This is a genomic window from Faecalibacterium sp. 7 (genome assembly GCF_049562865.1).
GTDB lineage: Bacteria > Bacillota > Clostridia > Oscillospirales > Ruminococcaceae > Faecalibacterium > Faecalibacterium wellingii.
Genome location: NZ_CP186911.1, coordinates 1,419,805 through 1,439,800 on the forward strand (window position 1 = coordinate 1,419,805; position 19,996 = coordinate 1,439,800).

Annotated in this window: 18 protein-coding genes; 15 read left to right on the forward strand and 3 right to left on the reverse strand. The window is 60.1% G+C overall.

Annotated elements, in window-relative coordinates; all coding sequences use genetic code 11:
• Positions 1–4: 4 nt before the first annotated feature.
• Genes cobT through ACKXF7_RS07000 form a run of 9 tightly spaced genes read left to right on the forward strand, consistent with a single transcriptional unit; the run spans position 5 to position 7,427 of the window.
• Positions 5–1,069, forward strand: coding sequence for a nicotinate-nucleotide--dimethylbenzimidazole phosphoribosyltransferase (gene cobT / locus ACKXF7_RS06960; protein WP_423742527.1), 1,065 nt, complete (start codon positions 5–7; stop codon positions 1,067–1,069).
• The gene (locus tag ACKXF7_RS06965) at positions 1,063–1,584 is read left to right on the forward strand and encodes a bifunctional adenosylcobinamide kinase/adenosylcobinamide-phosphate guanylyltransferase (protein ID WP_423742528.1); all 522 of its coding nucleotides are present in this window, start codon (positions 1,063–1,065) and stop codon (positions 1,582–1,584) included. Before cobT ends, ACKXF7_RS06965 begins: the two co-directional genes overlap by 7 nt.
• Complete coding sequence (locus tag ACKXF7_RS06970; RefSeq protein WP_423742529.1) at positions 1,581–2,333, forward strand: adenosylcobinamide-GDP ribazoletransferase; 753 nt, start codon at positions 1,581–1,583, stop codon at positions 2,331–2,333. The genes ACKXF7_RS06965 and ACKXF7_RS06970 overlap by 4 nt, the downstream gene beginning before the upstream one ends.
• Positions 2,330–2,650, forward strand: a complete 321-nt coding sequence (locus ACKXF7_RS06975) for a bifunctional adenosylcobinamide kinase/adenosylcobinamide-phosphate guanylyltransferase (RefSeq protein ID WP_348584990.1) — start codon at positions 2,330–2,332, stop codon at positions 2,648–2,650. Before ACKXF7_RS06970 ends, ACKXF7_RS06975 begins: the two co-directional genes overlap by 4 nt.
• Positions 2,644–3,243 (forward strand): histidine phosphatase family protein, encoded by a 600-nt coding sequence (locus ACKXF7_RS06980; RefSeq protein WP_005943240.1) that lies wholly within the window; start codon positions 2,644–2,646, stop codon positions 3,241–3,243. Before ACKXF7_RS06975 ends, ACKXF7_RS06980 begins: the two co-directional genes overlap by 7 nt.
• Positions 3,240–4,193: an adenosylcobinamide-phosphate synthase CbiB gene (gene cbiB, locus ACKXF7_RS06985; RefSeq protein ID WP_423742530.1), complete on the forward strand. Its 954-nt coding sequence runs from the start codon at positions 3,240–3,242 to the stop codon at positions 4,191–4,193. The genes ACKXF7_RS06980 and cbiB overlap by 4 nt, the downstream gene beginning before the upstream one ends.
• On the forward strand, positions 4,190–5,257 hold the full coding sequence (locus ACKXF7_RS06990; protein ID WP_423742531.1) for a pyridoxal phosphate-dependent aminotransferase: 1,068 nt from the start codon (positions 4,190–4,192) through the stop codon (positions 5,255–5,257). The genes cbiB and ACKXF7_RS06990 overlap by 4 nt, the downstream gene beginning before the upstream one ends.
• The gene (locus ACKXF7_RS06995) at positions 5,254–6,756 is read left to right on the forward strand and encodes a cobyric acid synthase (RefSeq protein WP_423742532.1); all 1,503 of its coding nucleotides are present in this window, start codon (positions 5,254–5,256) and stop codon (positions 6,754–6,756) included. Before ACKXF7_RS06990 ends, ACKXF7_RS06995 begins: the two co-directional genes overlap by 4 nt.
• Complete coding sequence (locus ACKXF7_RS07000; RefSeq protein WP_423742533.1) at positions 6,753–7,427, forward strand: precorrin-8X methylmutase; 675 nt, start codon at positions 6,753–6,755, stop codon at positions 7,425–7,427. Before ACKXF7_RS06995 ends, ACKXF7_RS07000 begins: the two co-directional genes overlap by 4 nt.
• 173 nt (positions 7,428–7,600) lie before the next feature.
• Here ACKXF7_RS07000 and glgP read toward each other — a convergent pair whose 3' ends face one another.
• Positions 7,601–9,862: a glycogen/starch/alpha-glucan family phosphorylase gene (glgP, locus tag ACKXF7_RS07005; protein ID WP_423742534.1), complete on the reverse strand. Its 2,262-nt coding sequence runs from the start codon at positions 9,860–9,862 to the stop codon at positions 7,601–7,603.
• Between the two features lie 293 nt (positions 9,863–10,155).
• On the opposite strand from glgP, the gene ACKXF7_RS07010 reads away from it, so the two are divergent.
• Positions 10,156–11,013: an AraC family transcriptional regulator gene (locus ACKXF7_RS07010; protein WP_423742535.1), complete on the forward strand. Its 858-nt coding sequence runs from the start codon at positions 10,156–10,158 to the stop codon at positions 11,011–11,013.
• A 60-nt stretch (positions 11,014–11,073) separates the two neighbouring features.
• Here ACKXF7_RS07010 and ACKXF7_RS07015 read toward each other — a convergent pair whose 3' ends face one another.
• On the reverse strand, positions 11,074–12,099 hold the full coding sequence (locus ACKXF7_RS07015; protein ID WP_423742536.1) for a LacI family DNA-binding transcriptional regulator: 1,026 nt from the start codon (positions 12,097–12,099) through the stop codon (positions 11,074–11,076).
• A gap of 287 nt (positions 12,100–12,386) precedes the next feature.
• Between ACKXF7_RS07015 and ACKXF7_RS07020 the strand changes: the two genes are divergently transcribed.
• From ACKXF7_RS07020 to malQ, 3 genes are read left to right on the forward strand one after another with little or no spacing between them, the layout of a single operon-like run.
• Positions 12,387–14,069 (forward strand): PTS transporter subunit IIBC, encoded by a 1,683-nt coding sequence (locus tag ACKXF7_RS07020; RefSeq protein WP_423742537.1) that lies wholly within the window; start codon positions 12,387–12,389, stop codon positions 14,067–14,069.
• 22 nt (positions 14,070–14,091) lie between these two features.
• Entirely contained in the window at positions 14,092–14,895 is an 804-nt protein-coding gene (locus ACKXF7_RS07025; RefSeq protein ID WP_423742538.1) for an endonuclease/exonuclease/phosphatase family protein, read from the forward strand.
• 16 nt (positions 14,896–14,911) lie between these two features.
• The gene (gene malQ / locus ACKXF7_RS07030; protein WP_423742539.1) at positions 14,912–16,414 is read left to right on the forward strand and encodes a 4-alpha-glucanotransferase; all 1,503 of its coding nucleotides are present in this window, start codon (positions 14,912–14,914) and stop codon (positions 16,412–16,414) included.
• A 710-nt stretch (positions 16,415–17,124) separates the two neighbouring features.
• On the opposite strand, the gene ACKXF7_RS07035 is transcribed toward malQ, so the two are convergent.
• Positions 17,125–17,628 (reverse strand): CarD family transcriptional regulator, encoded by a 504-nt coding sequence (locus ACKXF7_RS07035; protein ID WP_423742540.1) that lies wholly within the window; start codon positions 17,626–17,628, stop codon positions 17,125–17,127.
• Between the two features lie 307 nt (positions 17,629–17,935).
• On the opposite strand from ACKXF7_RS07035, the gene ACKXF7_RS07040 reads away from it, so the two are divergent.
• Together ACKXF7_RS07040 and ACKXF7_RS07045 are read left to right on the forward strand one after the other, a co-directional pair.
• Complete coding sequence (locus tag ACKXF7_RS07040; protein ID WP_423742541.1) at positions 17,936–19,336, forward strand: MATE family efflux transporter; 1,401 nt, start codon at positions 17,936–17,938, stop codon at positions 19,334–19,336.
• Entirely contained in the window at positions 19,336–19,914 is a 579-nt protein-coding gene (locus ACKXF7_RS07045) for an AAA family ATPase (RefSeq protein ID WP_423742542.1), read from the forward strand. The genes ACKXF7_RS07040 and ACKXF7_RS07045 overlap by 1 nt, the downstream gene beginning before the upstream one ends.
• The last annotated feature ends 82 nt before the right edge of the window (positions 19,915–19,996 follow it).

Below are 19,996 nucleotides of genomic sequence, written 5' to 3' on the forward strand. Positions count from 1 at the left end.
CAAAATGACCGAAACGGAACTGAATGCACTTTTGGCGGGTATCACGCCGCCGGACGAAGCCGCCCGCGCGGCAGCACACGCCCACTGGGCCAGCCTTGCAAAGCCTCTGGGCGGACTGGGCCGGCTGGAGACCATGCTGGAGGACGCTGCTGCCCTCACCGGCAGTGCGGAGTTTGATCTCTCCCGCCGGGCGGTGGTGGTGCTCTGCGCGGACAACGGTGTGGTGGCGCAGGGGGTGAGCCAGACCGGGCAGGAAGTGACCCGCGCCGTGGCCGAAAACCTTGCAATGCGGCGCACCAGTGTGTGCCAGATGGCCCGCGCGGCCCACTGTGATGTGGTGCCCGTGGATATGGGCATGGCAGGCGAACCGGTGCCCGGCGTGCGGAACTGCCGCATTGCCGCCGGGACGATGGACTTTACGGCAGGGCCCGCCATGAGCCGTGCCGAGGCGGTGCAGGCCATTGGGGAGGGCATCGCCCTTGCTCGGGAACTGGCAGAGGATGGCTACAGGCTCATCGCCACCGGCGAAATGGGCATTGGCAATACCACCACCTCCAGCGCGGTGGCGGCGGTGCTGCTGGGCCAGCCCGTGGAGCTTATGACCGGGCGCGGTGCGGGCCTTTCAGACGAGGGGCTTGCCCGCAAGGTGGATGCCATCTGCCGCGGCATCCTGAAGAACGAGCCGGACCCGGAGAACCCGCTGGATGTGCTTTCCAAGCTGGGCGGCTTTGACATCGCGGGTCTGTGCGGCATCTTTCTGGGCGGGGCGCTGGCCGGGGTGCCGGTGCTGGCAGATGGTTTTATCAGCGGGGTGGCCGCGCTGTGTGCCGTGCGGCTGTGCCCGGCGGCGGCAAAGGCCGTGTTCGCCAGCCACCGCTCCGCAGAGCCTGCGGCCCGCATGGTGCTGGAAGCACTGGGCAAGGCACCCGTCATCACGGCGGGGCTGCATCTGGGCGAGGGCACCGGTGCAGTGGCAAGTATCCCGCTGTGGGATATGGCACTGGCGGTGTACGGCGGGTGCTATTCCTTTGCGGAGGGCGGCATTGAGCCGTACAAGCCCCAATGCTGACGCTGGTGCTGGGCGGCGCAGCCAGCGGCAAAAGCGAATATGCCGAGAGCCTTGTGCTCAGGACCACCGGCCCCCGCTGGTACCTTGCCACCATGCAGATATGGGACGCCGAGTGTGCCGCCCGGGTGGAAAAGCACCGCAAAATGCGGGCCGCAAAGCAGTTTGAAACGGTGGAGTGCCCGCTGCATCTGGAAAAGCTGCGTCTGCCTGCCCGGGGCACGGTCCTGCTGGAAGACCTGGGCAACCTTGCGGCCAACGAGCTGTACGACCCCGCCGGGGCGGGGGAGGATGCCGCCGCTGCCATCCTGCGGGGGCTGGACAGCCTTTCTGCCCAGTGCGAAAACCTGCTCGTGGTCTCCAACGAGGTGTTCAGCGGCGGGGCTGACTATGTCGGCGATACGGACCGCTATCTGCGGGCACTGGCGCAGGTGAACAATGCTTTTGCCGCCCGGGCAGATGCGGTGGTGCGGGTGGTATGCGGCATCCCCGTGTACTATAAAGGAGTGGAAAAATGATCGTTTTGCAGACCATCGCGGTGGCTTTTGCCATGTTTTCGGCCATCCCGGTGCCGCAGTTCGACTGGAACGAAAAAAATATGCGCTACGCCATGTGCGCCTTCCCGCTCATCGGTGCGGTGATTGGGGCGGCATGGTGCGTGTGCGGGGCACTGCCTCTGCCGGGCCTTGCAAAGGCGGCGGGCTTTGCGCTGGTGCCTGTGTGGGTGACGGGCGGCATCCATCTGGACGGCTACGCCGACACCTGCGACGCCCTTTCCAGCTACGGCGACCGCACGAAAAAGCTGGAAATACTAAAAGACCCCCACTGCGGCGCCTTTGCGGTCATCCGGCTGTGCAGCTACTTTCTGGCGACCTTTGCCCTGTGCACCTGCGTGCGGTTCACCCCCCGGGCGGGGGCGCTGTGGGCGCTGGCGCTGGTGCTGGAACGGGCGCTTTCGGGCTATGCGGTGGCGGCATTCCCCATGGCGAAAAACACCGGTCTTGCGCACACCTTTGCCACTGCGGCAGACAAAACTGTGGTGCGCCGGGTGCTGGCGGCGCTGGCTGCGGTGCTGTGCGTGGGCATGGCAGCGCTGGGCGGCTGGGCACTGGTGCTGGCAGCGCTGGCGGTGCTCTGGCGCTACCATACTGTGAGCCGGAAGCAGTTCGGCGGCATCACCGGCGACCTTGCCGGGTGGTTTTTGCAAACGGCCGAGCTCTGGATGCTGGCGGCGCTGTGTGCCTGCCAGTGGGGAGGACTGCTATGATCTTTATCACCGGGCCGCTCTACAGCGGCAAGCGCACCTTTGCGCAAACGCTTCCCGGCAAGCGTCTTTCGGACGTGCAGGTATTGGCTGCCGATGCCGCCGACCTGCCTGCCTTGGCAGACAAGCTTGCCCATGAATACGATATCCTCATCGCCACCGAGGTAGGCGGCGGTGTTGTGCCGATGGACCCAAAGCAGCGTGCCGACCGCGAGGCGGCGGGCAGGCTTGCCTGCCTGCTGGCCGCACGGGCAGAGTGCGTCGTGCAGATGTTCTGCGGCATCCCAACGGTTTTGAAAGGAGAATTGTCTCAATGCTGATCTATCTTCTGCGTCATGGCCAGACGGAATACAACGCCCAGAAGCGTTATCAGGGCCAGCGCGACATCCCGCTCTCACCCGAAGGTGCTGCCCAGCTGCGCCGGGCAGATTTTGACCCCGATGTGGTCTATGTTTCCACCCTGCAGCGCACCAGCCAGACGGCGCGCATCCTGTTCCCGGAGGCGAAGCTTGTGCCGGTGGACGGTCTGAAAGAGATGTGCTTTGGCAGCTTTGAGGGCCGCAATTTCATCGAGATGGAAAAGGACCCCGAGTATCAGGCATGGGTGAAGGCCAACTGCGAAAGCCCCTGCCCGGACGGAGAGCGCAAGACGGACTTTTCGGATCGCATCTGCCGCACTGTGGCAGAGCTGATCGATAAAGCCCTTGCCGCAGGCGAAGAGCGGCTGGTCATTCTGGCCCACGGCGGTACCCAGATGGCCGCCATGGAGCGGTTTGCCGTCCCCCACAGGGACTACTATGCATGGTGCGGGCCCAACGCGGGCGGCTTTGTGCTGGATGCAAAGGACTGGACGGAAAAGCATCTGCTGTATCTCGTGAAGACCGTCCAGTACACAAAGGAGAGCAGGGCATGATCCTTCAGGCAGTTGTCGGCGGCTTTGTGCTGGACGCCCTCTTCGGAGACCCGGCGTGGCTGCCGCACCCGGTGGTGCTCATGGGCAGGTGCATCTCCCGGCTGGAAAAGTTCCTGCGCGCCCGCCTGCCCGGCACCCCGCAGGGAGAGCTGCTGGGCGGTGCCATGACGGCGTTCTGCCTGCCGGTGGGCACCTTTCTGGCCACGAGCCTTGTGTGTCTGGCGGCGGCAAAGCTCAGCCCGTGGCTGGGCCTTGCCGTGCAGATGTTCTGGTGCGGGCAGGCGCTGGCAGCCAAGGGCCTTGCACAGGAGAGCACAAATGTGTATAACGAACTGGTCCGGAACGACCTGCCCGCTGCCCGCAAAGCCGTGAGCCGCATCGTGGGCCGCGACACCCAGAACCTGACCGCCGAGGGCGTGACCAAGGCCGCCGTGGAAACGGTGGCCGAAAATGCCAGCGACGGCGTCATTGCGCCGCTGCTGTATATGCTCATCGGCGGGGCACCGCTGGCGCTGACCTACAAGGCCATCAACACCATGGACAGTATGCTGGGCTACAAGAACGAGAAGTACCTTTATTTTGGCCGTGCAGCCGCGAAGCTGGACGATGTGGCCAACTACATCCCCAGCCGCCTTGCCGCCCTTTTGTGGGTGGCGGCTGCGGCCTTTACCGGAAACGATGCCAAGGGTGCATGGCGCATCTGGCGGCGGGACCGGCACTGCCACGCCAGCCCCAACAGCGCCCAGACCGAAAGCGCCTGCGCCGGTGCACTGGGCGTGCAGCTGGCCGGCCCGGCCTACTATTTTGGCGAATATTACCCCAAGCCCACCATCGGCGATGCCCTGCGCCCCATTGAGCCGCAGGACATCCTGCGCGCCAACCGCATGATGTATGTGGCAAGCGGCTTTGCGCTGGCATGGGGTGCAGCAATACGGGGGTTCCTTGCATGAAACAATTGACCCATGGCGGCGACTGGGCGGGCTACCGCGCCGAGTTTGGCCGCGACCCGCTGGATTTTTCGGCCAATGTCAGCCCGCTGGGTCTGCCCGGGGGCGTGGCAAAGGCCATTACGGCGTCCCTTGCCACGGCCGACCGCTACCCCGACCCGCTGTGCCGGGCCCTGCGTGAAAAGCTGGCGGTGGCTGAGGGTGTGCCCGCCGAATGGCTGCTGTGCGGCAACGGCGCGGCAGACCTCATCTTCCGGCTGGCGCTGGCCGAAAAGCCCCGCACCGCCCTTGTGACGGCACCCACCTTCGCCGAGTACGCCACGGCACTGGAAACTGTGGATTGCAGGGTGGAACGGCATTTCCTGCAGGAGGAAAACGATTTTGCGGTGACGGACGCCATCCTTGATGCAGTGCACCCGGGCATCGATCTGGTGTTCCTCTGTCAGCCCAACAACCCCACCGGTCAGCTGGCCCGGCCTGCCCTTGTGGAGGCGCTGCTGCGCAGATGCGAGGCCGTGGGTGCAGTGCTGGCCGTGGACGAATGCTTTCTGGATTTTCTGCCCGAGGGGCAGAGCCTTTCCGCAAAGCGGCTGCTGAGCACCAGCAGGAAGCTGATCATTCTGAAAGCCTTCACCAAGCTCTACGGCATGGCGGGCGTGCGTCTGGGCTATTGCCTGTGCGCAGATGAAAGCCGCCTTGCCCGGATGCAGGCAGCGGGCCAGCCGTGGGCGGTGTCCGGTCTGGCACAGGCGGCGGGCATCGCTGCGCTGGACGAGACGGAATATGTGGCGCAGGTGCGCGCATTGATCAAAACACAGCGGCCTGTGCTGGCAGACGGCCTGCGGGCGCTGGGCCTGCGGGTAATCGAAGGCCGGGCCAACTATCTGCTGTTCCGCGCGCCGGAAGCGCTGGGCGCTGCGCTGCGGCACAAGGGCGCGGTGCTGCGCAGCTGCGGCAACTATCCGGGTCTGGACGCAGGCTGGTACCGCACCGCCGTGCGCACCGAGAATGAAAACCGGCAGCTGCTTGCGCTGCTGGCCGAGACTCTGCCGGAGGTGGCGCAATGAGCAAAGCAAAATGCATTATGGTGCAGGGCACCATGAGCGGTGCGGGCAAAAGCCTGCTGTGCGCGGCGCTGTGCCGCATTTTTGCGCAGGACGGCTACCGTGTGGCACCCTTTAAAAGCCAGAACATGGCCCTGAACAGCTTCGTCACCCGCGACGGCGCGGAGATGGGCCGTGCGCAGGTGGTGCAGGCGCAGGCTGCGGGCACAGAACCGGATGTGCGGATGAACCCCATCCTGCTCAAGCCCAGCAGCGATGTGGGCAGTCAGGTCATCGTAAATGGCAGAGCCCGGGGCCAGATGTCCGCCGCCGATTATTTCAGGATGAAGCGCAGCCTTATCCCGGACATTCTGGAAGCCTACAACAGCCTTGCTGCCGAGAACGACATCATCGTGATCGAAGGCGCGGGCAGCCCGGCAGAGATCAACCTGAAGGCGGATGATATCGTCAACATGGGCCTTGCAAAGCTGGTGGATGCGCCAGTGCTGCTGGCGGGCGATATCGACCGGGGCGGCGTGTTCGCGCAGCTGTACGGCACCGTGGAGCTGCTGGAAGCCGACGAGCGCGCCCGCATCAGGGGGCTCATCATCAACAAGTTCCGGGGCGATGTGGATAATCTGCGGCCCGGCCTTGCCATGCTGGAAGAAAAAACGCAGCTGCCCGTAGTGGGTGTGGTGCCGTATCTGCGGGTGGAGATCGAGGACGAGGATTCTCTCTCGGATCGTCTGGAAGCAAAAAACGCCGTCAAACCGCTGGATATCGCCATCCTGCGCCTGCCGCATGTATCCAACTTCACCGACTTTATCCCGCTGGAACAGCACCCGCTGCTGGGCGTGCGGTATGTGCAGCGCACCCGCCAGCTGGGCGCACCGGATCTCGTCATCCTGCCCGGCACCAAGAACACCATGGATGACCTGCGCTGGCTGCGGGAAAGCGGGCTGGAAGCGGCGGTGCTCAGGCTTTCGGCAGCCGGTACACCGGTACTGGGCGTGTGCGGCGGCTATCAGATGCTGGGCGAACGGCTCTGCGACCCGGCAGGGGAGGAGAGCGGCACCCCCTGCACCCTGCGGGGCCTTGGCCTGCTGCCCACCACGACGGTGTTCGGCACCGAAAAGCACCTGACCCAGACCGCAGCCCGCGCTGCCGCTGCTCCCTTTGCCGGGGCAGCGCTCACGGGCTACGAGATCCACGCAGGCCGCACCGAGGTGCGGGGCAGCGCGTTCTGCACCCTTGCAGACGGCACGCCGGAGGGCTGTGTGCAGGGCAATGTGTTCGGCACCTACCTGCATGGGCTGTTTGACACCGGCGAACTGACCGAAAAAATGACCGCTTTTTTGTGCAGAAAGAAGGGGATCGACCCGGCCGGGGCCGACCTCATCCCCATGGAACAATACCGTCAGCAGCAGTTTGACCTGCTGGCAGACGGCGTGCGTGCGGCGCTGGACCTGCCTGCCGTTTACGCCGCTATGGGCCTTGCCGGACCGAAAGGAGAAAACGCATGACACCGCAGCATCATCTGCCCGCCGACATTGAACGGACGAGCATCTCCATTATCACAAGGGAACTGGACGAACTGGGCCTGACCCCGCCGCCGGAGACGGCTGCGGTGGTCAAACGGGTCATCCACACCACTGCTGATTTCGACTACGCAAAAAATCTGCGCTTTACTCCCGGCGCGGTGCAGGCCGCTGTCAGGGCCCTGCAGAGGGGTGCGGTGATCGTCACCGACACTAATATGGCGCTGGCGGGCATTTCCAGACCGGGCCTTGCAAAGCTGGGCTGTGAGGCCGTCTGCTATATGGCCGACCCCGCTGTGGCCGAAGCGGCAAAGCAGGCGGGCACCACCCGCGCCGTGGCTGCCATGCACCGCGCTGCCCGGGAGCACCCGGGGGCCATCCTTGCCGTGGGCAATGCGCCCACAGCCCTGCTGACCATCGCGGAAGAAATAGAAGCCGGGCTGCGGCCTGCGCTGGTCATCGGTGTGCCGGTGGGCTTTGTGAACGTGGTGGAAAGCAAGGAGACCCTCTTTGCAATCTGCGAACAGCACGGCGTGCCTGCCATTGCTGCCATGGGGCGCAAGGGCGGCAGCAATGTGGCCGCAGCCATCTGCAACGCCCTTGTTTATTCTGCCGCCGAAATGCTGGACCCCTCTGCCAGAGGGTGGAGAGGATAAAGGAAAGGCCGACAGACCGCTTTCTCCGCAAACAGCGGCAATGCCGAATAGATAAAGGCTCTCCCTGCTTGACAAACGGGGAGGGCCTTTTCGCTATACAAAAAGGCTGCTGCACGCTTTTTGCCGTGCAGCAGCCTTTGAGAAAATGATGGTGAAACGCAGTTCAGGAAAAATTATTTGCCCAGATGCCAGATGTCCCGGTCGTACTCGGCAATGGTGCGGTCGGAGGAGAACATGCCTGCTTTGGCAATGTTCACCAGACACTTGCGCCGCCAGCCCTTCGGGTCGCAGGCGTAATCGCTGATGGCCTGCCCCTTGCGCACCACGTAGGCGTTGAAGTCCGGCAGGGTCTGGAACCAGTCTTTATGGATCAGCTCGTTGTGCAGGCGGGTCAGGTTTTCGGCGTGACCGGCGGCCAGCATCTCCGGGCCGGTGAGGAAGTTGACGGCGCGGCGGATGTTGGCATCCCCCTCCACCCACTGGGCGGGGGCGTAGTCGCCCACGGCGTAGCGGTGGATGACCTGATCGGAGGTCTGGCCGAAGATATAGATGTTCTCCTCGCCCACCTGCTGGCTGATCTCCACATTGGCACCGTCCATGGTGCCCAGCGTCAGCGCGCCGTTCAGCATGAACTTCATGTTGCCGGTGCCGGAGGCTTCCTTGGAGGCAAGGCTGATCTGCTCGGACAGGTCACAGGCCGGGATCAGCTTTTCGGCGGCGGTGACGTTGTAGTTCTCCACAAAGACCACCTGCAGCCACTGGGACACCTCCGGGTCTGCGGCGATGACCTTGGACAGGGTCAGCAGCGCATGGATGATGTCCTTTGCAATGGTGTAGGCAGGTGCGGCCTTGGCACCGAAGATGCTCACCAGCGGAGCAGCGGGCAGGTGCCCGGCCTTGATCTCGTAGTACTGATGGATGAGATACAGCAGGTTCAGCTGCTGGCGCTTGTACTCGTGCAGGCGCTTGGACTGGATGTCGAACACGGCATCGGTGTTCACGCTCACCTTCTGGGTGCGCAGCAGCCAGTCTGCCAGTGCTTCCTTGTTGGCCTTCTTCACGGCGGTCAGCTGGTCCAGCACAGCTTCGTCATCGGCAAAGGCCAGCAGCTTTTCCAGCTCGGCGGCATCCTTGCGGAAGCCGGAGCCGATGTGCTGTTCCAGTGCGGCGGTCAGGCGAGGGTCGCATTCCAGCAGCCAGCGGCGGAAGGTGATGCCGTTGGTCTTGTTGTTGAACTTCTCCGGGTACAGCTCATAGAAGCCGTGCAGCTCGGAATTTTTCAAAATCTCGGTGTGCAGTGCCGCCACGCCGTTGGTGGAGTGGGTGAAGTGGATGTCCATGTGGGCCATGTGCACCCGGTCGTCCTTGTCGATGATGGCAAGGCTCTCGTCCTTGGTGCGGGTGCGGGCCAGCGCATCCAGCTTTTCGATAATGGGCATCAGCTGGGGTACAACAGCATCCAGATAGGCGCGGGGCCACTTTTCCAGTGCTTCGGCCAGAATGGTGTGGTTGGTGTAGGCGCAGGTCTTTGTGACGATCTTTACGGCTTCCTCAAATTCGATGCCCTTTTCGCCCAGCAGCCGGATCAGCTCCGGGATGACCATGCTGGGGTGGGTGTCGTTGATCTGGATGGCGGCGTAGTCGGCCAGATCATGGTAATCGCAGCCCCGGGCGGCACACTCGGCCAGAATGAGCTGGGCACCGGCAGAGACCATCAGGTACTGCTGGTACACCCGCAGGCGGCGGCCCGCCTCATCGGAATCGTCCGGGTAGAGGAAGAGGGTCAGGTTCTTGTCGATGGCAGTTTTGTCGAAGGCGATGCCGTCATGGACGATGCTCTCGTCAATGGTGTCAAGGTCAAACAGGTTCAGGGTGTTGGTGCGGCCCTCATAGCCGGTGACCGCCAGCTTGTACAGCCGGGCGGTGTACTCTTTGCCAGCCAGCTCCACCGGGTAGGTGATGTCGGTCTTTTCGGCCCAGCTGTGGGCGGTGAGCCACGGGTCGGGCTTTTCGTTCTGCACGCCGTCCTCAAAGGACTGATGGAACAGGCCGAAGTGATACCGCAGGCCCACGCCGTCGCCGGGCAGGTTCAGCGTTGCCAGAGAGTCGAGGAAGCAGGCAGCCAGACGGCCCAGACCGCCGTTGCCCAGAGAGGGCTCCGGCTCCACCTCTTCGATATCGGAAAGGCTCTTGCCGACGGCAGCCAGTGCATCCCGGGCTTCATCGTACAGTCCCAGATTGATGAGGTTGTTGGACAGCAGCTTGCCGATGAGAAATTCGGCGCTGATATAGTACAGCTTGCGGCCGGTGACCGGCTGCACACGGTCGGCGCTCTTCTGCCGGACGAGTTCCAGCAGCGCGAGATACAGCTCCTGATTCGTGCAGTCTGCCAGCGGCTTGCCCGTGAGACCCTGTAACGTTTCGGTAAAGCTCATAAATGCATCCTCCTTTGTTAGAGTGTATCTGAAAAGTCGAAAATTTAGTCTGTTTCTACAAGCACAGCCGGATCTTGCGTGAAACAGCCTTGAAATTCACAAAGGATCCCTGCGGCTCTTTGTCTTAGAGCCCGCTTGTGCTTACGAAATATTTGTCATTTTCTTTGTTTTCAAATACACCTTGCGGAAAACAGGTTTGACATCTGTACTTCCAGATATACCACATAAAACAATCAAAATCTTGCCTAAAAAGCGCAGACTGTGGTACAATCCTATCATCAGGAGGTGAAACAATGCAAAATCAGGCATCTTTGCAGGAGACCAAGCAGCACGGTGCCGTGCGGTTTCCCTTCAATCTGTATCCCTGCACCATTCCGGGGGACTTTCCGCAGGTGGCGCTCCACTGGCAGGAGAGCATGGAGCTGGTCTTTGTCAAGCGGGGCACAGGGCTGGTGCAGGTGGGCGCTGAGAGCTGCCCGGCCCGCATGGGGGACATCTTTATTTTTACGCCCGGCACCCTTCATGCCCTGCGGCAGGCCGAGGGGCAGTGCATGGAATACGAAAATATCATTTTTGAGCTGGAGCTTCTGGGCGGCGCAGAGGACCTTTGCGCCGAGAAATATCTGCTTCCGCTGCAAAGCGGGCGTCTGTCGCTGCCTGCACGGCTGACCCCGAACGATTTGTGCTATCTGCAGGCCGCCGCCTGCCTGCGGAAGGTGGAGGATGCCAACCGTGCTAAGCTCCCCGGCTATGAACTGCAGGTCAAGGGGGCGCTGCTGCGGTTTCTTGCCCTGCTCCTTGCACAGGGTCGGCAGCGGCTTGCCGCCGAGACAGCCGATACCCAGCGGCTGAAAACGCTCCTGCAATGGCTCTCGGCCCATTATGCCGAGGCGCTCCGGGTTGCGGATGCCGCCGGGGTCTGTTCCTTCAGCGCCAGCCATTTTATGCGGTGGTTCCGGCAGATGACCGGGCAGAGCTTTGTGGCCTTTCTGAACGAGTACCGGCTCAACGCCGCCGCCGAAGCGCTGCAGGCCACGGATGAGACGGTTCTGACCATCGCTTCCCAGTGCGGATTTGAGAACCTCTCCTATTTTAACCGGGCGTTCAAGGCACACTTCGGCATGACGCCCCGGGAGTACCGGAAAAAATAAACAAAACGAGGCCGTTCTGCCTCTCTGGAAAAGAGAGGGAACGGCCTCGTTTTTTGCACATCAGACCTCCGGCGGCGGGCAGCAGCTCTCCCGTGGGATGAGCCGGTGCGGCACGATGATCTTGGTTGCCAGAAGATTCGGGTTCTCGATGTGGTTGATGGTCTGGCTGGCTGCTTCCATGCCCAGCTGGTAGGGGTTCACGTCCACGGTGGTCAGCTGCGGGCTGGTGATGCGGGAGAACAGCGAGTTGTTGAAAGAAACGATGGAAAGGTCTTTCGGGACGTGCAGCCCCAGTTTGCCGCAGAACTGTTCCAGCACCACAGCAAGAATATCATCGCTGACCAGCATGGCGGTGGGGCGGTCCGGCGCGGTGAGCAGAGCTTTCAACGACACCTCGTAGGCGTCGTTCAGGGTATTGACCTCCACGCAGTCCTGCTCGCGGGGGGTGATGCCATGCTTGAGCAGGGACATCTGGTAGCCGCGCTTACGCTCTGCCGAAAACAGCAGGGCATTGCTGACACCAAAATAGGCAATGCGGCGGTGGCCCATCTCATAGAGGTAGTCGGCGGCTTCCTCTCCGGCAAGGGCGTTGTCGTTGTCGATATAGATGGTCTGGTTGGCGGACTGCGCCGCCTTGCCCACAATGACGTGGAGCAGCCCTTCGTTGCGCAGATAGGCCGCCACAGGACAGTCCTTTTTGGAATAGAGCAGGATGAAACCGTCTGCCTGCGCGTTGGCCACCATGCTCTGGATGGCGTCCAGAACCTCTGCATCGTCCTGCCCGGTGATGACCGTGTTCACATACCGCCGCTGGTTGCAGAACTGCCCGATGCCGCGGATGATCTCCAGATGGAATGCATTTTCGTAGACGTCCCGCTGGGAGGAGGGCAGAATGATGCCGATGGTCTTGGAAAAAGCTTCTACTGGTTCGGCTTCAAAGTTCGGCTCATAGCCCAGCTGTGCCATGATGCGGCGCACCCGCTCCTTGGTGTCCCGGCTGATGGAAGGGCTGTCCTTGCAGGTGCGGGACACCGTAGAGGGGGAGACCCCCGCTGCTGCGGCGACATCCTTGATGGTAACTGCCATGATCTGTTCCTCCCGGATCGATATTGCTTCTATTGTAAAGCCGTTTGCACGCAATGTCAATGTTTGCGCAAAGAGTTGCGCAAATCGTGCAATGCATCGCTCTGCGTACCTTCGACAACTTTCACAAAGAATCCTCTGCAGCGTTGTATAAAACGTAGAAAGTTTATTTTTGACACAGAAAACTCTTGTAAAAATTGCGGAGTTGAATTATTCTTGTTGCGTAAAGTTACGCAAACGTGATGCAACACTTGCGTAAAACGATGCAAAAGGAAACAAGGAGGAACATCATGGCAACAACAAAAGCGGCTCCGGGCAAAAAGGGGCTCATCAACTTCGACTTTTTACAAAAGCTGGGCAAGGTGCTGATGACGGTCATCGCCGTCATGCCCGCTGCCGGTCTGATGATCAGTCTGGGCAAGCTGGTGCAGATGGGCGGCGGCGACATCGCAGCAGTCATGACCATCGGCACCACCATGGAGAATATCGGCTGGGCAGTCATCAACAACCTGCACATCCTGTTCGCCGTGGCTATCGGCGGCAGCTGGGCAAAGGAGCGCGCCGGCGGTGCCTTCGCGGCAGTGCTGGCATTTGCCCTCATCAATGTGATCACCGGTAACATCTTCGGTGTTACCAGCGCCATGCTGGCAGACCCCAATGCCGTGACCCACACCCTGTTCGGACAGGAGATCGCCGTCAACGGCTACTTTACCTCCGTGCTGGGTGCTCCGGCCCTGAACATGGGCGTGTTTGTGGGCATCATCGCCGGTTTTGTGGGCGGTGTGGCTTACAATAAATACTATAACTTCCGCAAGCTGCCGGATGCACTGGCTTTCTTCAACGGCAAGCGCTTCGTGCCCATGGTGGTCATTGCCTACTCGGTGGTCATTTCCATTCTGCTGTCGCTGTTCTGGCCTGTCGTCCAGACCGGCATCAACAACTTCGGCATCTGGATCGCCAACTCTTCCGAGACCTCTCCCGTTCTGGCTCCGTTCATCTATGGTACGCTGGAGCGTCTGCTGCTGCCCTTCGGTCTGCACCACATGCTGACCATCCCCATGAACTACACCTCCTTCGGCGGCACCTACACCATCGCCACCGGCGTCAATGCAGGCAGTCAGGTGTTTGGTCAGGACCCGCTGTGGCTGGCATGGGCCAACGACCTCATCAACTTCAAGAAGGCCGGTGACATGGCTGCTTACAACAACCTGCTGGCTACCGTTACCCCCGCCCGCTTCAAGGTAGGCCAGATGATCGGCGCTACCGGTCTGCTGCTGGGCATCGCACTGGCCATGTACCGCCGTGTGGACGCCGACAAGCGCGCAAACTATAAGTCCATGTTCATCTCCACCGCACTGGCCGTGTTCCTGACCGGCGTCACCGAGCCGCTGGAATTCATGTTCATGTTCTGCGCCATGCCGCTGTACATCGTGTACGCACTGCTGCAGGGCTGTGCGTTCGCCATGGCAGGCATCATCCATCTGCGCCTGCACTCCTTCGGCAATCTGGAATTCATCACCCGCATCCCCATGTCCCTGCAGGCCGGTCTGGGCGGCGATATCATCAACTTTGTGATCTGCGTGGTCGCATTCTTTGTCATCGGCTACTTCGTGGCCTACTTCATGATCGGCAAGCTCAAGCTGGCTACGCCGGGTCGTCTGGGCAACTATACCGATGACAACGCGGACGATTCCGCTGCCGATGCAAAGACCGAGAAGAAGGCCGACAAAAAGGCCGACAACGGTCAGGCCGAGCGCATCATCGCCCTGCTGGGCGGCCGGGAGAACATCGTGCTGGTGGATGCCTGCATGACCCGTCTGCGCGTTACCGTGAAGGATCCTGCCAAGGTGGCCGACCTTGCCGCATGGAAGGCTGAGGGTGCCCTGAGCCTGCTGGTGAAGGGCGATGGCATTCAGGCTGTGTACGGCCCCAAGGCAGACGTTCTGAAATCTGATATCAACGATATTCTGTAAAAAAACTATGAAACTACTGACTTTGAATACCCACAGCCTCATCGAGCCGGACTATGAGGCCAAGCGGGAGATCTTTGTAAACTTCATCGCAGCGGAGCAGCCGGAGGTGTTCGCCCTGCAGGAGGTGAACCAGACCGCCGCCGCTCCGCTGCTGGGGGACGCTCCGGCGGGGTACTATCCCTGCCCTGACAATAGGGTGCCGCTGAAAGCGGACAACCACGCCGCAGCGGTGGCCCGGATGCTGGAACAGCGGGGCGTGCACTACTACTGGAGCTGGCTCCCGGCAAAGGTCGGCTACGATATTTACGATGAGGGCGCGGCGGTGTTCAGCCGTGCGCCCATCACCGCAGCCGAAAACCTGCTGCTGAGCCAGACCAATGATTACAACAACTGGAAGACCCGCCGCACGCTGGGCGTCTGTGCAGGAGACGTCTGGTATTATACGGTGCATCTGGGCTGGTGGAAGGACGAAGTAGAACCTTTCGCTCCCCAGTGGGAAAAGCTTTCAAAGGCGGCGGGCGCAAAAAAGACCGCCTTTCTGCTGGGGGACTTCAACAGTGAAGCCGACGTGCGAGGGGAAGGCTATGACCTCATCCTCCGCAGCGGCTGGCAGGACACCTATCGTCTGGCGCAGCAGCGGGATGATGGCTACACCGTTGTACAGGCCATCGATGGCTGGCGGGACGCCCCGGATGCGGCGGCAAAAAAGCGCATCGACCAGATCTGGTGCTCCAAGGCGGTGGCTGTCAAGAGCAGCCGGGTGGTGTTTGGCGGCCTGCAGGAGCCGCAGGTATCCGACCATGCAGGTATTTTGATCGAGTTATAAAGGAAGGGAATCGAAGATGCAGAGAAGTGCAGGCATTTTGCTGCCCATCAGCAGTCTGCCGTCCCCTTACGGCATCGGCTGCTTTTCGCAGGAGGCATACGACTTTGTGGACTGGCTCAAGGAAGCCGGGCAGACCTACTGGCAGATCCTGCCGCTGGGTGTTACCAGCTACGGCGACAGCCCTTATCAGAGCTTTTCCGCCTTTGCGGGTAATCCGTATTTCATCAGTCTGGATGCACTGGTGGAGGAAGGGGTGCTGACTGCTGACGAGTGCAAAAAGGCAAACTTCGGCCGCAAGGCAGACGACATCAACTACAGCCGCCTGTATACCGAGCGCAGCCGTCTGCTGCGGCTGGCGTACTCCCGCAGCGACATCGGCCACAACGAAGTGTTTACGGCATTCTGTGAGAAAAACAAGTGGTGGCTGGATGATTTTGCCCTGTTCATGGCGGTGAAGGACCGATTTGAGGGCAAGCCGTGGATCGAGTGGGCCGAGGACATCCGTCTGCGCTGGCAGCCTGCCATGGACTACTACCGCCGGGAGCTGTATTTTGAGGTGGAGTACCACAAGTATCTCCAGTTCAAGTTCGACGAGCAGTGGCGCAGGCTGAAAACCTACGCCAACAGCAAAGGCATCCGCATCATCGGCGATATCCCCATCTATGTGGCGCTGGACTCGGCAGATGCATGGGCAAACCCGGGGCTGTTCCAGCTGGATCAGGAAAATCTGCCCACGGCGGTGGCGGGTGTTCCCCCGGATGGATTTTCGCCCACCGGCCAGCTCTGGGGCAATCCGCTCTACCGCTGGGAAGCTCACCGCGAAACCGGCTATCAGTGGTGGATCACCCGCCTGTGGTACTGCTTCGAGCTGTACGATGTGGTGCGCATCGACCACTTCCGCGGTTTCGATGAGTATTTCTCCATCCCCTACGGCAGCGAGACTGCGGCGGAGGGCCACTGGGAGAAGGGCCCCGGCATCGAGCTGTTCCGCGCCGTGGAGCAGGCATTGGGCAAGCGGGAGATCATTGCAGAGGACCTTGGCTATATGAGCGAGACGGTCCGTCAGCTGGTGCGGGACAGCGGCTTCCCCGGCATGAAGGTGCTGGAATTTGCCTTTGACTCCCGGGACACCGGCAGCGCCAGCGACTACCTGCCCCACAACTACCCTGTGAACAGCGTGGCCTATACCGGCACCCACGACAACGAGACGCTGGTGTCGTGGTACCAGACCATTACCGATGCCGAGCGTGCCATGGTGCGGGACTACCTGTACGACTACGCCACCCCGGAAGAGCAGCTCTATAAAAGCATGATCGCACTGATCCTGCGCAGCGCAGCGGCGAGGTGCATCGTTCCCATGCAGGACTGGCTGGGGCTGGACAATTCTGCCCGCATCAATCAGCCCTCCACCGTGGGCCAGAACTGGCGCTGGCGGCTGAAAAAGACCCAGCTGACAAAGAAGCTTCAAAAGGAGATCTGCCTGCTGACCACCCGCTATGGGCGGAAAAACTGGGCGTGACCGCACACGGCATAGCGCTGCTTTGGAAAATCGCGGTCATAAAATCAAAGGGGCTGCTGCAAAATACAGCACTCTTTGGTTTGGCGATATTACGCGATAATTCAAACCGAAATCTCACATAAAGAAAAGCAAGTGCAACACTTTTTCTCGAAAACCAAAATTTTTGATGGAGAGGAGATGCACTTGCTTTTTATATTTTCCGCAGATTTTTAAATGGGCTCTATCCCCTGAGCGAAGCCATGCAGACCGTGGATTAAAATATTTTCGCTTATTGGCGGAGTCGGCTGTTGATATGTGCCGCCCGTTCCTGTATACTGTTCTTGTTGTATCTGTTTTTTCACAACCTCAGCTTACAACAAAAAAAGAGATAGGCAACCCCTTCGGGAAAGTCTATCTCTTTTTTTTGTTGGGGCTATTTTGCAACAGACCCCTGTTTTTGCTGATACTGCGCGATTTTTATAGGCCATCCTCCGGCAGCAGAAAATCGATTTTCATACTCCTATTACAATCGAGCTCTTTTTTAAATATTGGATCAGCAGCGTCATTTTTGCGGTTTCCTGCCCCGCATTGACATAGCGGTGCGGAACCGATGCATCGAAATATGCTTCTGGTCCACCTTGTTTAACGATCTCATATAAAAAAGGAGAATGCAAAGGCGATTCTACACAAAAAGAGCCTTTGCATTTGTTGGTAAAAATCACCATGCAGCTTCAGCGCAAAACCTCCAGAAGCCGTCTGCCTGCCTCCTGCTGCGATTCCCCGAAAGTCACCGCCAGCTCCTCCCGCAGGACACGCTCTACCATCTGGTAAAAGTACGCATCCATGGCGTTGATCTTTCGGCCGCGGCTTTGCTGCTGGGTCTGCTTTTGCCCCAGTTCCTTGAACAGGGTCAGGTACTGGTAAAAATCATTGGTGTGGAGCAGTGCCTGATAGTGTTCTGCCAGCGCTGTCTGTACCCCCGCCGGGATAGGCAGCTTCTCCGCTTTGATGCGTGCAAGGTCGGCTTCCGCCTGCTGTGCCGGGGTCACCGGGCGCAACGCCGCTTCCTTTTCCGTGGGGATATAGCTGCGGTCGTGAGAATCCGAAAAATAAGGCCGGAGGGTGTAATACTCTCTGGCGGGCTCATCGCAAAAGCGCCGCAGCCCGACAGCTTCCACCTCGTGCACTCCCAGATTTCCGTAGACTACCAGCGCTCCCGCCTGAAACCGTGACATGGTATTTTCCTCGTTTCCTTGTATGGAAGGAGTACAAAAACAGACCTTCCAGCGTACTTTTGCTCTCTGTTATATTGTACCACGACTGGGCGGCTGGCTTCAAAGGGCATCTTCCACAAAGTTTGCCTCGTGCAATCTGCGCAGAATGCCCAGTACAAATCTTGTGCAAAACTGCCTTTGCAAATTCCCGGCGGGCAGGCTATAATGATTTCGTACAACGAGTAGCACTCATGCGTAAAACCGGTTGCATGAGGGCTGCCCGTTGTTTTTTTGTTTGCCCCAAAATGGAAAGGTAAAGGTGAATCCCATGGAAAGTTCCAATCAATTCCTCGGCACGGAGCGCATCGGCAAGCTGATGCGGAAATACGCGATCCCGTGCGTTATTTCGTTGCTGGTGGGTGCGCTGTATAATATCGTGGACCAGATCTTTATTGCAAACGCCAGCTATCTTGGCTCTTATGGCAACGCCGCCAATACGGTCGTTTTCCCCCTGACGGTGGTAGCGCTGGCCATTGCCGTGATGATCGGTGACGGCTGCTGCGCTTTTGTCAGTATCAGCCTTGGACAGAACGAAGTTCCCAAGGCAAGGCGGAGCGTTGGCAATGCGGTGGTGATGTGTCTGGTCAGCAGCATTGTGCTGGCGGCGCTCTATCTGTTTTTTGCGGATGCCATTCTGGCTATGTTCGGCGGAACGGTGAACGCCGAAACCTATCACCACTCGCAGGAATATTTCTTCTATATCACGCTGGGCGTGCCCTTTTATATGTTCGGGCAGGCCATGAACCCCATCATCCGCGCGGATGGCAACCCCCGGTTTGCCATGATCTCCACCCTTGCGGGTGCGGTGCTGAACATCATTCTGGACCCCATCTTCATTTTCGGCTTCCGCTGGGGCATGATGGGCGCGGCAGTGGCTACCGTGATCGGTCAGCTGGTCACCGCCGCGCTGGCAGTGTGGTATCTGCTGCACATGAAGATCATCCGTCCTGAAAAGGGCGACTACCGGCTGAAAGGCTCCATCTGCGACCGCACCCTGACCCTTGGCATGACCAGCTTTCTGTCCCAGATCAGCCTTGTGGCGGCTATGGCAGCCATCAACAACATGATCCGCAAATACGGCGCACTGGACGCTGTGTTCGGGCAGGAGCAGTACGCCCAGATCCCCATGGCGGTGGTGGGCATCGTGATGAAGTTCTTCCAGATCGTCATCTCCATTGTGGTGGGCATGGCGGCTGGCTGCATCCCCGTGGTGGGCTTCAACATGGGTGCTAAAAAGCCCGCCCGTGTGAAGGAACTGTTCACCAAGCTGCTGCTGGCAGAAGCGGCCGTGGGCGTTGTTGCGCTGGTGCTGGTAGAGGGCTTCCCGCGGCAGCTGATCGCCCTGTTCGGTGCCGCCAACGAGAGCGTATACTACACCGATTTTGCCGTGAAGTCCTTCCGCATCTACCTGTGCATGATCGTTCTGGCCTGTGTCAACAAGGCCTGCTTCATCTTTTTGCAGGCCATGGGCAAGGCAGCAGAATCCACCGCCCTGTCCATGGTGCGTGAGGTGGTGTTCGGCGTGGGCTTTGCCCTGCTGCTGCCCCGGTTCTTCGGGCTGGACGGCGTGCTGTACTCCATGCCCATGTCGGATATCCTCACCTTCCTGATCGCAGGCTATCTGATCTGCAAAACCTACCGTGAACTGAGCACGAAAGGAGAAGTCTAATGGAAAAATGCATCATCACCATCAGCCGCGAGTTTGGCAGCGGCGGCAGAACCATCGGCAAACTGGTGGCAGAGCATCTGGGCATCCAGTGCTACGACGCCGAACTGATCCAGAAGCTGGCTGTCGAAAGCGGCTTTGACGAAAACTACGTCAAGGAGGCCGGAGAGTACACCCCCGGCGGCTTCCTTGCTTCGGCCTTCACCAATCGCAGCTTCGGCCCCACCAACGAGGACCTGCTTTGGAAGCTGCAATACCGGATTATCCGGGAACTGGCAGAAAAAGAGCCCTGCGTCATCGTAGGACGCTGCGCCGATTTTATCCTGCAGGACCGCACCGACTGCCTGAAGGTCTTTGTCCACGCGGACATGAAGTTCCGGGCAGACCGCATCGTGCGGGTCTACGGCGAGCGGGAGAAATCTCCCGAGGCCCGTCTGAAGGAAAAGGACAAGCGCCGCGCTGCCTACTACCGCTTCTACACCGATATGAAATGGGGCGATGCCGCCAACTATCATATTGCGCTGGATAGCGGGGTCATCGGTATTGAAAAGTGTGCGGAGATCATTGAAAGCCTTGCATGAGCTGTATCCGATGCAAGTTCTAAACCAATAGAGCAAAACACCGCCACCTGCGTTTCATTACGCAGATAGGCGGTGTTTTTTC